General features: G+C 63.4%; 9 protein-coding genes. 4 read left to right on the top strand and 5 right to left on the bottom strand.

Annotated features, from left to right (window positions below):
* The 3 genes from FJ967_RS06190 to FJ967_RS06180 form a co-directional block, all read left to right on the top strand.
* The coding region (locus tag FJ967_RS06190) for a transposase (RefSeq protein ID WP_140730808.1) at window positions 1-667 on the top strand (667 nt) is incomplete at its 5' end.
* 197 nt (window positions 668-864) lie between these two features.
* Complete coding sequence (locus tag FJ967_RS06185; RefSeq protein WP_140730807.1) at window positions 865-3,234, top strand: aminomethyltransferase family protein; 2,370 nt, start codon at window positions 865-867, stop codon at window positions 3,232-3,234.
* 297 nt (window positions 3,235-3,531) lie between these two features.
* On the top strand, window positions 3,532-5,241 hold the full coding sequence (locus FJ967_RS06180; protein WP_140730806.1) for an APC family permease: 1,710 nt from the start codon (window positions 3,532-3,534) through the stop codon (window positions 5,239-5,241).
* A 104-nt stretch (window positions 5,242-5,345) separates the two neighbouring features.
* Here the strand turns inward: FJ967_RS06180 and FJ967_RS06175 are convergent, their stop codons facing one another.
* The 5 genes from FJ967_RS06175 to FJ967_RS06155 form a co-directional block, all read right to left on the bottom strand.
* Complete coding sequence (locus FJ967_RS06175) at window positions 5,346-5,687, bottom strand: DUF2147 domain-containing protein (protein WP_140730805.1); 342 nt, start codon at window positions 5,685-5,687, stop codon at window positions 5,346-5,348.
* A gap of 111 nt (window positions 5,688-5,798) precedes the next feature.
* A complete protein-coding gene (locus tag FJ967_RS06170; RefSeq protein WP_140730804.1) occupies window positions 5,799-8,933 on the bottom strand; it encodes an efflux RND transporter permease subunit in 3,135 nt (1,044 codons plus the stop codon).
* A gap of 239 nt (window positions 8,934-9,172) precedes the next feature.
* Window positions 9,173-10,315, bottom strand: a complete 1,143-nt coding sequence (locus FJ967_RS06165) for an efflux RND transporter periplasmic adaptor subunit (protein ID WP_140730803.1) — start codon at window positions 10,313-10,315, stop codon at window positions 9,173-9,175.
* Between the two features lie 55 nt (window positions 10,316-10,370).
* On the bottom strand, window positions 10,371-10,976 hold the full coding sequence (locus FJ967_RS06160) for a TetR family transcriptional regulator (protein ID WP_140730802.1): 606 nt from the start codon (window positions 10,974-10,976) through the stop codon (window positions 10,371-10,373).
* Window positions 10,977-11,368: 392 nt separating this feature from the next.
* Window positions 11,369-13,009, bottom strand: coding sequence for an acyl-CoA synthetase (locus FJ967_RS06155; protein ID WP_140730801.1), 1,641 nt, complete (start codon window positions 13,007-13,009; stop codon window positions 11,369-11,371).
* A 201-nt stretch (window positions 13,010-13,210) separates the two neighbouring features.
* Here FJ967_RS06155 and FJ967_RS06150 point away from each other — a divergent pair, with 201 nt between their 5' ends.
* Entirely contained in the window at window positions 13,211-14,176 is a 966-nt protein-coding gene (locus FJ967_RS06150) for a sugar-binding transcriptional regulator (RefSeq protein WP_140730800.1), read from the top strand.
* Window positions 14,177-14,191 lie beyond the last annotated feature (15 nt).

Below are 14,191 nucleotides of genomic sequence, written 5' to 3'. Positions count from 1 at the left end.
CGAGAAGACCGATCGCATCGATGCGGCCGTGATCGCCCATTACGCGTCGGTCAAGCAGATCGTGCCGACGGCGCCGCCCAGTGCCGCGCAGCAGCGACTGAGAGCCCTGGTTTCCAGGCTTTCCCAGGTCACCGGCGACATCACCGTCAACAAGCAGCGCAAGAGCGCCACCACCGACGCCGAGACGCTGGCCAGTCTCTCCACGGTGCTGACCTGCCTCAAGCGCGAGGAGAAGCGGCTGGCTGGCGAGGTGGCCTCGCTGATTGACGACGACCCGTTGTGGGCCAAGCTCGACAAGACATTCCGCTTCTTCAAAGGCCTGGCTGACCGCACCGTTGCCCGTCTGCTGGCGGAAGTGCCCGAGATCGGCATTGTCTCCAACAAGGCCATCGCCAAACTGGTGGGGCTCGCGCCCTTCGCCAACGATAGCGGCAAACGCGAGGGACCTCGTAACATTCGGGGTGGTCGCGCCGGGCCGCGTGGCATTCTCTTTATCATTGCCCGGCACGTCGCCAGGTACGATCCTCATCTGCACGCTTTCGCCGAACGGTTGCAAAAGGCTGGCAAAACCAAAATGGTCATTCGCATGGCGCTGGCCCGAAAACTCCTCGTCATCCTCAATGCAAAAGCACGCGATGCGCGCGTGGAGTTCGCAAATGCAACTTGACACAACAGATAGTCGCTCATTGCCCTGCCGGATGAGGGGCGGCGCTGACGTTCGCAAACCAGGCCGATCGGCAAGGGGCTACCTGAATGACAGCAATGACGACACCACCTTCTTGCCAAACGCCATCGCACTGCTATTCTTGCTGCTAAAATAATTTTACACACAGGCAACCTTGTTTCTCGAACCGCAAGGCTGAGATGAGCCAGTCGCCCTACCCCGCTGTCGCCGCCGGACCGCCAAGGCCAAGCCTCATCCTGAGGCCCGGCCAGATCGCGCTGCCGCCGGGGGTGGAGCGCTATACGATCCAGGGCAATGGCGCGGTGCTGATCGAGGTCGAGGCCGGCGATACGATCGCCGTGCGCAACACCGAAGGCGGCCAGGCCTGCGAGTTGCTGGCCTGGGACAAGTCAGGCGTCACCGATCCCGGCATTCTCGGCGAGAAATCCAACAGCAACGCCGCCGGCATCAAGGCGTTGCTCGCAGAAGGCGACGACAGTATCGCATCGCTGCGGCGCGGCCTGGAGGGCCGGCATGTGCAGTTCGACCAGGCAAAGGCGGTGCGCGTGTTTGGCGCCGCCACGCCGGCTGGTACGGAACAGACTTTCACCGTCGCGCGTCATGGTGCCATGCTGGTCGCGGCGCCGGGCGGGCCAATGCTGGTCGACGGTCACGACACGGCGACGCCGCTCACCGTCCTCGTGCGCCGCGCCACGATCCGGCTGAAGACGAGGGGCCAGCTTGGCGATCCGCTTGCCGATCCCGTGCTCGATCTCAGGGTGAAGTCGGCGACGGCGGAATCCTACTTCGTCAAGGCCGGCGACTATCTGCAGATCATCGATGTCGACGGGCGCCAGTGCACCGACTTCCAGTGCTTCTCGGCGCGCAAGCTCGACAAGGGTCTCGACCATCCGCTCGACGTGACGACGACGCGCACGCTGATGGGTGCGAGCTACCCGATGCCCGGCCTGCATTCGAAATATTACGACCAGGACATGGAGCCGCTGGTCGAGGTTATCCAGGACACATGCGGCCGCCACGATGCATTCGCACTCGCCTGTGCCGCGAAATATTACGACGACATCGGCTATCCCGGCCACACAAACTGCTCGGAGAATTTCAACGGCGCGCTTGCCGGCAAAGGCGTGAATGCCCGCGCGGGCTGGATGGCGATCAACTTCTTTTTCAACACGGCGATCGACGCGCATGGCGTGATGGTGTCGGACGAGCCGTGGTCCCGCGCCGGCGACTATGTGTTGCTGCGCGCGCTGACCGACATCGTCTGCGTCTCGTCCGCCTGCCCCGACGATACGACCCCGGCCAATGGCTGGGACCTGACCGACATCCACGTGCGGACCTATTCCGGCCAGCACAAATTCTCGCGAGCGATCGCCAGACGCATGACGCCCGATTCGGAACCGAAAATGACCCGCGAGACAGCCTTTCACCAGAGCTTTGCCAAGCACACACGCAACTTCGCCGAATACAGGGGCTACTGGCTGGCCAATTCCTTCGCCAAGGAAGGACCTATCGCCGAATACTGGGCCTGCCGGCAGGATGCGGTGATCATGGACCTGTCGCCGTTGCGCAAGTTCGAGGTCACCGGCCCGGATTCCGAAGCACTGCTGCAATACACGCTGACCCGTGACGTCAAGAAGCTCGGCGTCGGCCAGGTCGTCTATTCAGCCATGTGCTACGAGCATGGCGGCATGATCGACGACGGCACGCTTCTGCGGCTCGGCAAGGACAATTTCCGCTGGGTCGGCGGTGACGATCTGTCCGGCGAATGGTTGCGCGAGCAGGCCAAGAAGCTTGGCCTCAACGTGCTGGTGCGCTCGTCGACCGACCAGATGCACAATGTCGCCGTGCAGGGACCGAAGAGCCGCGACATCCTGAAGGAAGTCATCTGGACCTCGCCGTTGCAGCCTTCGATAGAGGAACTCGAGTGGTTTCGCTTCGCGGTCGCGCGCATCGGCGGCGGCAACGGCATTCCCGTCGTCGTCTCGCGCACCGGCTATACCGGTGAGCTCGGCTACGAGGTCTGGTGCCATCCGCGCGACGCCGAAAAAGTGTTCGACGCCATCTGGGAAGCCGGTCGGCCGCACGGGCTGAAGCCGATGGGCCTGCAGGCTCTCGATATGGTGCGCATCGAAGCCGGCCTGATCTTTGCCGGTTACGAATTCTCGGACCAGACCGATCCGTTCGAGGCCGGCATAGGCTTCACCGTGCCGCTGAAGACCAAGACGGATGATTTCATCGGCCGTGAAGCACTGATCCGGCGCAAGGAGCATCCGCAGACGAAACTGGTCGGCCTCGACATCGACGGCAATGTCGCCGTCGGCCATGGCGATTGCGTCCATGTCGGGCGCGCCCAGATCGGCGTCGTCACCTCGGGCATGCGCTCGCCGGTGCTGAACAAGAACATCGCACTGGCGCGGCTCGACGTTACCCACGCCGCGATCGGCACCGAGGTCGAGATCGGCAAGCTCGACGGCCATGCCAAGCGGCTGCCGGCGCGGGTCGTGGGCTTCGCGCATTACGATCCGCAGAAGACCAAACCGCGCTCCTAGAACGGTTCAAGCAGACGCCAGACCGCGTCCGCTGGACCTGCCCTGAAAAGCCTCCCAAGGCTGGTCCGACCTCCCGCCGGCCGCCACCGGCGGGTGGTTGGATCGATGTTTCGCAAGCGTGATGTGCACTGTTTCACAAATCGCTTGACGTGAAAGCGCGTCGGATCAATCTTCACTCTTAAGAAAAAAATACGACTGAGTGGAAACACCGCGGTTGGACGGTCATTTGCCGGGGAGCAAGCTTCGCGCAGCCGAGGCATCGCTGGCGGGGAACATCGAAAAGGGGAACTCATCGACATGAGCACGATAAGCACGGCCATGGAGCAGTCTGCGGAAAGCAAGCTGCTCAGGCATATTGACTGGCGTGGCGCCTTCTGGGTGGCGAGCGGCGTTCCGGCGCTGGTCCTGTTCTCGATCGGCGGCATTGCCGGCACGACGGGAAAGCTGGCCTTCCTGATCTGGACGGTGTCCATGATCATGGGCTTCCTGCAATCCTTCACCTATGCCGAAATCGCCGGCCTGTTCCCGAACAAGTCGGGCGGCGCCTCGATCTACGGCGCCACGGCGTGGCTGCGCTATTCCAAGTTCATCGCGCCGCTTTCGGTGTGGTGCAACTGGTTCGCCTGGACGCCCGTGCTGTCGCTGGGCTGCTCGATCGCGGCGGCCTATATCCTCAACGCGCTTGCGCCGGTGCCGATCTTCACCGACACCTCGCCCGAAGTGGTGGCGTATATCGCCGCGCATGCCGGAACCGCGCCCGCCGACGCCATCACCGCGGTTACGGCGGCAGCGACGCCCGCCATCCGCACCTGGTCGCTGTGGGGCCATACGCTCGGCCCGGTGTCCTTCACCTTCAACGCCACCTTCTTCATCGGTGCTGTGCTGATGCTGATCATCTTCTCGATCCAGCATCGCGGCATCCTCGGCACGGCCAGCGTGCAGAAATATATCGGCCTGCTGGTCATCATCCCGATGCTGATCGTCGGTGTGGTGCCGATCTTCACCGGCCAGATCGACTGGGCGAATTTCTCGCCGCTGGTACCGCTTGCCGCCGCCTATGCCCCCGAGCCCGGCTCCTGGAACATCGCCGGCTGGACGCTGGCGCTCGGCGGCATGTTCATCGCCGCGTGGTCGACCTACGGCTTCGAGACCGCCGTCTGCTACACGTCGGAGTTCAAGAACCCCGGCACCGACACGTTCAAGGCCATCTTCTACTCCGGTCTGCTGTGCATGCTTCTGTTCATCCTCGTGCCCTTCACCTTCCAGGGCGTGCTGGGCCTGAACGGCATGCTGGCAACGCCGATCGTCGACGGCTCCGGCGTCGCCGACGCGCTGGCCGGCATGGTCGGCGGCGGCAGGCTGATCCACAGCCTGCTCGTCATGCTGATGATCCTGGCGCTGGTGCTGTGCATCATGACGGCGATGGCCGGCTCCTCGCGCACGCTCTACCAGGGATCGGTCGACGGCTGGCTGCCGCGCTATCTCAGCCACGTCAACGAACATGGCGCGCCGACGCGGGCAATGTGGACCGACCTCTGCTTCAACCTGATCGTGCTGGCCATCGCCTCGGCCGACGCGACGAGCTTCTTCTTCATCCTCGCCGTATCGAACTGCGGCTACATCATCTTCAACTTCCTCAACCTCAATGCCGGCTGGATCCATCGCATCGACAACGGCCACATCAACCGTCCCTGGAAGGCACCGACCTGGCTGCTGGGCATCGGGGCGGTCTTCGCCTATGTCAACGCCATCTTCATGGGCGCCGGCGCCAAGGTGTGGAACCCGATGGCACTGTGGGCCGGGCTGATCACGGCTGCCTTGATCATCCCGGTGTTCTGCTTCCGCCACTATGTCCAAGACAAGGGCAAATTCCCCGAGCACATGCTGGCCGACCTCGGCATGGCGGGAGCCGATCTCTCGGTCAAGAAGGCTGGCATGCTGCCCTACCTGACCCTGGTCGCCGGCGTCGCGGTGATGCTGCTGGCCAACTGGTTTTTCGTCATCTGAGGCAGGTCGAAGGATGGGCGCGTCCAAACTTCGACACGCCCTGACGATCCGATACGAGCCCATTCCGCCAAATGCGGGATGGGCTTTTGCTTTTTGCGACAAGCCTATCGGCGAGACCAGACTTCGGTCTGGCAGAAGATCTTGAGCGCGCAGCCGGTGAGCTTGAGCGTGTTGCCAGCAAGCGTTGCACGGCCGGAATAGGTCTTGTTGTCACGCGGATCGGTCACCGTGCCTACGTAATTGTCAAACCCCACCGCCTCGAGCCGGCCAATCTCCTTGCCCGGCCAGTCGCCGGTCTTCATGACGATGCAGAAACGGTCGCCACACGCAGCGATGCGGGCGATGGATGTATCGGCTGTCCGCCACTCCCCCTCGATCGAACCAGCCCGCGCAATGGCGGGTGCCGCGAGCACGGCGATCACGACAGGCAAATGCAACAGCTTCATAGAAATCCCCAAGGAGAGCCCGGCGCAGTGGCAATCACCGCGCGAGCACTATCCCTAGGGGTATGCCCGGCAGGGCGCAATCCGGAGAGCGCTTTGCCTCCCCGTTCTGTCCTACTCGGCCGCGAGTGCGATTGGCGGCCTTTCATTGTCCTGCACGGCCTCGCCCGCCGGCGCGCTCACCTTCTTCGGCTCACGGCCGAAGAAGAGAGCGTAGCCCGCCGGCAGCACCAGGATGGTGAGCACGGTGGCGACCAGAATGCCGCCCATCATGGCGTAGGCGAGCGGGCCCCAGAACACGGCGCGCGAGATCGGGATCAGCGCCAGCACCGCCGTCATCGCCGTCAGCACGATCGGCCGGAAGCGGCGAACCGCCGAGCCTATGATGGCCTCGGACCGGTCCATGCCGGTGGCGATGTCCTGATCGATCTGATCGACCAAGATGATCGAGTTGCGCATGATGATGCCAAGCAGCGCGATGACGCCGAGAATGGCGACGAAGCCGAACGGCGCGCCGCTGATCAGCAGTGCCGCGGCCGCACCGATGATGCCCAGCGGACCGGTTGCCAGCACCAGCATCGCCTTGCCGAAATTCTGCAGCTGGATCATCAGCAGCACGACGATGATGGCCAGCATGATCGGCGCCTTGGCGGCGATCGAGGCCTGGCTTTCAGCCGAATCCTCGGCACCACCCTGGATCTCGATCTTGTAGCCGGGCGCCAGGCCGTCACGCAGGCCCTGCATGTCCTTGTACATCTTGGTGACGACGTCGTTGGACTGCACGCCGTCGGGCAGCGTGGCGCGCACACTGATCGTCGGCAGGCGGTCGCGGCGCCACTCGATGCCTTGCTCCATCACCGGCACGACCTTGGCGACCTGCGACAGCGGCACGAAGCCGCCGAAATCGGTCGGGATATAGACCGAGTCGACCGAGGACAGCAGGCTGCGGCTGACATCCGGCTCGCGGGCGACGATTGACACCGTCTCTTCGCCGTCGCGGAAGTCGTCGAGCGGCGCGCCGGACATCGCGGCCTGCAGCATCTGGCGGATGCGCTGCGAGGTGACGCCGAGCGCACGGGCGCGGTCCTGGTCGATGACCAGCTTCATCGCCGGCACCGGCTCCAGCCAGTCGTCATGCACGGCGCCCAGCAGCGGATCCTCGCGGAACTTCGCCTTCACCTGATCGGCAATGCGGCGCACTTCCTGGCGATCCGGACCCATGACGCGCATCTGCACCGGCCAGCCGGTCGGCGGGCCGAGGAAAAGGCGATCGACCTTGGCGCGGATCGAGGGGAAATCCTGCGCCAGAATGGTGCGCAGCTTGACGATAAGCCGCTCGCGGGCCGGCTCGTCATTGGCCATGACCAGCATCTGGGCGAAGTTCGGATTGCGCAATTGCTGGTCGAGCGGCAGGAAGAAGCGCGGCGCGCCTTCGCCGATATAGGTGGCGATGAAGCGCTTGTCCTTGTCGTCCATCATCTTGGCTTCGAGCGCCTTGGCCTGGTTCTCGACCTCCTTGATCGAGGTGCCTTCCGGCAGCCAGAGATCGACGAGGATTTCCGGACGCGACGATTGCGGAAAGAAGTTCTGCGGAATGAACTGGAAGGCCCACAGGCTGGTAGCGAAGGTCATCAGCGTCATGACCAGCACGATGATGCGGTGGCGCACGGCCCAGCCGACGGTAGAGCGCAGCCGGCGGTAAAAGCGCGTGTCGAAGACATCGTGGTGGCTGCCGGCATGCTTGCGCTGCTTGAGGATCATGTTGCCCAGCCAAGGCGTGAAATAGACCGCCACGAACCAGGACACGATCAGCGCGATACCCACGACATAGAACAGCGTGCGCACATATTCGCCGGCGGTCGACGCGGCAAAGCCGACCGGGATGAAACCGGCGGTGGTGATGAGCGTGCCGGTCAGCATCGGGAAGGCGGTCGAGGAATAGGCGAAGCTCGCGGCCTCGATCTTGACCAGCCCTTCCTCCAGCTTTCGCTCCATCATCTCGACGACGATCATGGCGTCGTCGACAAGCAGGCCAAGCGCGATGATCAAGGCACCCAGCGAGATGCGCTGCAGGTCGATGCCGAGCTCGTACATGATGGCGAAGGTGGCGGCGAGCACGAGCGGTATGGCGATGGCGATGACCAGGCCCGAACGCCAGCCGATCGACAGGAACGACACGACAAGCACGATCAGCAACGCTTCGCCGAGCGCATGCATGAACTCGCTGACGGCATCCCTGACGACTTCAGGCTGGTCGGAAATCTGATCGACCGAGACGCCGTAGGGCAGCGTTTCTTCGAAGCGCTTGTAGGTCGCCTCGACATCCTGGCCGACATCGGTGACCTTGAAACCCTTGGCCATGACGACGCCGAGCTGCACGCTGTCGTGACCGTTGAAGCGGTATTTGCGCTGGAAGGGGTCTTCCAGTCCCGAAGTGACGGTGGCGATGTCGCCCAGCCGGGTGACCTGACCGCCGGCGCGCAGGCGCAATTCCCTGATATCGGCGGCCTTGGCGACGTCACCTTCGACCGAGATGCGCACTGAATTGACGCCGGTGTCGACGGAGCCGGCGGGGTCGACATTGTTCTGGCCCTTGATCGCGTTCTGCAGGTCGGTCAGCGTCAGGCCGCGTTCCGCAAGAGCCTTGGACGAGACGTCGATATAAAGCTTCTCCGGCTGGTCACCGATGATGACGGCCTTCTCGACGCCAGGCGTCGTCAACAGCATGTCGCGCGCCTGGATCGCGAACTTCTTCAGCTCGGGATAGGAGAAACCGTCGCCGCTGATCGAATGCAGCGTGATGAAGGTGTCGCCGAACTCGTCGTTGAAATAGGGGCCGAGCAGACCTTGCGGCAGGTCGCCCGCGATATCGCCGACCTTCTTGCGCACTTGGTAGAAAGCGTCCGTCACCTCGGCGGCGTTGGTGTCGCCCTTGATCTGCACGGTGATGATGGCGCTGCCGGCGCGGGTGAAGGAGCGCACGAAGTCGAGATGCGGCGTCTCCTGCAGTTTGCGCTCGATCTTGTTGACGACCTGGTCCTCCATCTCCTGGATCGAGGAGCCCGGCCAGATGGCCTGCACAACCATGACGCGGAAGGTGAAGTCGGGGTCTTCCTTCTGGCCCATGCGCATCAGGCCGAGCGCACCGGCGATGATGATCAACCCAAACAGGAAGCGCGCGATGGAAGGATGGCCAATGGCCCAACGCGACAGATTGAAAGGCCGCTTTTCTTCAGTGGAGGTCGTCATCGGTGCTGGTCCACTTTGCTTGGTTGCCGGCGCATGGGTTCGCGAGAGCCCTGGCGCGGAACGAAATCATCTGCGTTCGATACTGGCTTCCGGGCGGCGAGCTTTTCCGAGCGCGGAGACACTCATCGCGGTGGGACGCGAGGATCGATGCGGGGGTACATCGGCCTTGACGTCTCGACCTTCGGGCACGCCGCCCGGAAACCTGCGGCCGCGGGAACGCGCGGCCGACCTGTCTGTCGTCAGCGCAGCTGGCTGGCGTCGTCGCTCTCGGCGGAGGCGGATTGCTGTTGCATGCCGCCCGCGAGCTTCACCTTCAGATTCTCGGTCATGAACTGCGTGCCGGCGGCGACCACGACATCACCGGGTTTCAATCCCTCCGCGACGCGCACGCCATCGGCGGCGAATTCGGCGACCTTGATCGTGCGGGCGTGGACCGTGTCGGCGCCGCGATCGACCGTCCAGACGATGGACTGACTGTCCTTCTGCGCCAACGCGCTCAGCGGGATGGACACAAGCTGCTTTTCGTTGGCCGCCGATGCCTCGATATTGGCGGTCATGCCGAGGAGCACGCGCGGGTCGTTGGGCAAGCTGACGCGGACGGCGAAGGTGCGCGACTGCGGGTCGGCGCTGCCGGCGACCTCGCGAACCTTGCCTTCGAGCGCCAGCGCGGCGTCGGACCAGAAGCCCGCCTTGACTGATTTGCCCGGCTTGAACTGCGCGATCTCCATTTCCGGAACCGCGATCAGCACTTCCTTTTCGCCGTCGACGGCAACGGTGACCACCGGCGTGCCCGAGCCGACCACCTGGCCGACATCGGCATTGACCGCCGTGACGATGCCGTCCCTGTCTGCCTTGAGATCGGTATAACCGACCTGGTTCCTGGCCTGGGCGAGCGTCGAGCGAGCGGAGTCGCGCGTCGCGACGGCCTGGTCATAGGTCAGCGTCGCCTGTTCGAGTTGCGACTTCGGCGCGAAACTCCTGTTGAAGAGCTGCTCGGCGCGCTTGCGGGCGAGCTCGACGGTCTCGACCTGCCGCTCGGCTGCATCGAGCGCTGCCTGCGCGCTCTTGACGGACAGTTCATAGTCGGAGGGATCGACGCGGGCCAGCACGTCGCCAGGCGCGACGTGCTGGCCGATGTCGACGAGGCGCTCGGTGATCTTGCCGTTGACGCGGAAACCCAGCGCACTCTCGGTGCGGGCGCGTACCGATCCGGAATAGGACAGCGTGCGGGTGTCATGCGCCTTTGCGATCTCGACGACCTTGACCGGGCGGATGATGTCCTTCACCTCGGCTTTTTCCTGCGAGCAGCCGGCAAGTCCAAGCGATGCGACGACCAGGCCGGCTGCCGGCAGTTTGCGAAGGATGGAACGGGACAAAAACATCTTGGTACTCCCGACTGGAGACGGACTGTCGACACCGGCGGCCGGCTGGCCGAGGCTATTTCAAGGCTCTGATGGCGTAATCGATGAGCTCGTCGGGCATCGCCCGGTTGGTCTTGGCGAGGCACTGAGCGACCATCTGCGGATGGCACAGAATGACGGTCGCCGCGCCGAAGCAGCGCGAGGCGACTTCAGCATCCTGCTGCCTGAACTCGCCTGCCTCGACGCCGTCGCGGATCACCTGCGCGAACAGATCGTGGATGCTGTTGACGTGTTTGTCGATCACGGCCCAGTCGCGCTCGAGTGCGACGATGACCATCTCATGGACCTTCTGGTCATCGAGCATGACTTCCATCGTCATCTTGTACTGAGCATGAATGTAGCGCCGCAGCCGCTCCTCGGCGCTGATCGGCAGATGCATGATCTCGTAGGCCATCTTGTAGCTGGCGCCGAGCATCCGGCCGCAGACGGCCTGGTGGATTTCGACCTTGGAGGCGAAGAAACGGTAGATGTTGGCCGGCGACATGCCGAGCTCGCGGGCAATGTCGGCAACGTTGGTCTTGCTGTAGCCATAGTGCCGGAACAGGCGCTCGGCGCAGTCGAGAATGCGCGTCACATTCTCCTGTCGGGCGGCATCGGCCAAGATGTTGGCAGCTTCGGACATCGTGCTTTCGTTTGATGAGTGACGAATTTTAATTTTCGTCACTCGTAAATCGAAAGCATCGAGGAGTCAACGCGAAATCGACGTACACGTATAATTGGTGACATATGGTGACAGTGTTGGATGGCTGTCGCAGTGCGCTGGCAATTGGCCGATGGCGCTGACCCAGTCGTCATTCTAGGGAGAAGCAAGGAGCAAAGCGACGCGCGCAGACCCTAAAATCCATACCGCAACGTCAATCGAAGAATGAGGCGGATCAAGATGTTACACGGATCGGCGGCACACCATTCGGCGCCGCCATTCCACGCCGCCAGAGCATTGCCGCAACGTCACGGCATCGATCCCAGGGTTTCCGCGACGTCGCTTCGCGGCTGCTTCATCCTAGGATGACGAAGTCAGAGGCTCTTCGCCATCTCCCGCAGCCGGAACTTCTGGATCTTGCCCGTCGAGGTCTTCGGTATTTCCGCGAACACCACCGCCTTCGGCACCTTGAAGCGGGCGAGCAGCGTGCGGCAATGCTCAAGTATCTCGGCTTCCGTCGCCGCCCTGCCCGGTTTCAGTTCGACATAGGCGACAGGCACCTCGCCCCATTTCTCGTCCGCGCGCGCCACCACGCCGCACGACGCGACGGCGGCATGCTTGTAGAGGGCGTCCTCGACCTCGATCGAGGAAATGTTCTCGCCGCCCGAGATGATGATGTCCTTGGAGCGGTCCTTGAGCTGGATGTAGCCGTCGGCGTGCATGACACCGAGGTCGCCGGAGTGGAACCAGCCGCCGGCGAAAGCCTCGTCGGTCGCCTTGCGGTTTTTCAGATAGCCCTTCATGACGATGTTGCCGCGGAACATGACCTCGCCGATGGTCTCGCCGTCGGCGGGCGTTTCGGCCATCGTCCCGGGGTCCATCACCGTCAGGCCTTCGAGCGCGGCATAGCGCACGCCCTGCCTCGCCTTCTTGCCCGCCCTCGCCCCCTTGTCGAGCGCGTCCCAGCCGCTATGCCATTCGTTGACGACAGCGGGACCATAAGTTTCGGTCAGGCCGTAGAGATGGGTAACGGCAAAGCCGGCGTCGGCCATGCCCGACAACACCGCCTCCGGCGGCGGGGCGGCCGCCGTGTTGAAGGTGACGGTCTGCGCAAAGGCGCGCTTGTCCTCTTCCCTGGCGTTGATCAGGACCGACATCACGATCGGCGCGCCGCACAGATGCGTCACGCCATGGTCGGCGATGGCGTCATAGATCGGCTTCGGCCGCACCCAGCGCAGGCAGACATGGGTGCCGGCCTGGACGGCGAGCGTCCATGGAAAACACCAGCCATTGCAGTGGAACATCGGCAAGGTCCAGAGATAGACCGCGTGCTTGGCCATGCCGGCATGAATGGTGTTGGTGTAGGCCATCAGCGCGGCACCGCGATGATGATAGACGACGCCCTTGGGATTGCCCGTGGTGCCTGAGGTGTAGTTGAGCGAGATGGCGTCCCATTCGTCGTCGGGCATCGACCAGGCGAACTCTTCGTCGCCATCGGCGACAAAGGCTTCATAATCCACGGCGCCGATCCGCTCGCCCTTGGGATAGGGCGCGTCGGCGGCATAGTCGGGGTCGTCATAGTCGATGACCAACGGGGTCACCTTGGCCAGCGACAGCGCCTCCTTGACGACGCCCGAGAATTCGCGGTCGACGATGAGCACCTTGGTCTCGGCATGGTCGAGCTGGAAGGCGATGACGGCGGCATCGAGGCGCGTGTTGAGCGAATGCAGCACCGCCTTGGTCATCGGCACGCCGAAATGCGCTTCCAGCATCGGCGGCGTGTTGGACAGCATCACCGTCACCGTATCGCCCTTGCCGATGCCATGACTGGCGAGCGCGGAAGCAAGCCGCAGCGAGCGGCGCCAGAAATCGCGATAGGTGAGGCGCTGGCTACCATGGATGATGGCGACATGATCGGGATAAGTCTTGGCCGCCCTTTGCAGATAGGTGAGCGGCGTCAGCGGCTGATGGTTGGCCGCGTTCCGGTCGAGATCCTGCTCGTAGGGATTTGCCATCCCGTCCTCCCCAAGTCCTTTCGAGCTTTCTAACCTCAGGCCTCTCATCAGGCCATCCCCCTCAATGGCCGAAAATGCTATGCTGCGCCGGCTTGGTGGAACGGTGATCTCTATTGAGCCGTGTCGGCGGATGATCGCTTCCCGCGCATCCAAATTTGACTTTTGTCGAGAGCCGTGACTAATGTCAGCCGAGGAGGCGGCATGGCGATCCGACCGGCAGAACAGCTCATCCACAAGGCGGCCTGGCTTTACTATGCCCATGGGCTTCGCCAGGACGAAGTGGCCAATCAACTCAACATTTCGCGCGCGTCCGTGGCCATGTATCTGCGCAAGGCGCGCGAGACCGGCATCGTCAACATCTCGACCTCGACGCAACTCTTCACCGACGACGTCATGGCGCGCAGGCTAGAAGATGCGCTGAAGCTCGACGCCGTCTGGATTGCGCCCGAAAACGCCTATCTCGCCGACCCTTCGACCGATATCGCCGTGCTGGCGGCAAGCGTCTTCCTGGAGCTCGTCAGGAAAGGCGACCGCATCGGCGTCGCCTGGGGCCGCACCGTCTACACCATCGCCGACATCATGTCCTATGCCGACCTGCAGGACGTGACCGTGGTGCAGCTTTGCGGCAATCTCGGCGCGCCCTATTCCTACCGGCCCGATCAGTGCACGATGGAAATCGCGCGGCGGCTCAATGCCAAGGGCCTCAATTTCTACGCCCCCCTGGTGCTCTCGACCGAGGAACTGGCGCAGGGCCTGCGTTCCGAGCCGGTGATCCGCGACCAGCTTGCCGGGATCAGCGACTGCGACCTCGCGCTCTACTCCATCGGCGCCGTCGATGCCGAAAGCCATCTGGTGAAATGCGGCGCGCTGACGGCGGTCGAGATGGCTGCGTTGCGCAAGGACGGCGCGGCTGGCGTCATCGCCGGGCAGATCATCGATGCCAGTGGCGAGCTGCTCGACTGCAGCTACAACCGCAGGGTCATCTCAGCCGGGCTCGCTTCGCTGCGCGTCATCGAGAAGCGGCTGATGGTCGTGCAGGAAGACAGCAAGTTCGAGCCGCTGCTCGCGGCGATCGCCGGAGGCCTCTGCACGCATCTCGTGGTCGGCGCGCACATGGCACAGCGGCTGCTCGACCATGCCGGAGCATCAGCGGAAAAGGCATCCTGAAAAACCAACCCTTTG

This window comes from Mesorhizobium sp. B2-3-4, assembly GCF_006442315.1.
Taxonomy (GTDB): Bacteria; Pseudomonadota; Alphaproteobacteria; order Rhizobiales; family Rhizobiaceae; genus Mesorhizobium.
This window is presented reverse-complemented; position numbering and strand designations above follow the sequence as displayed.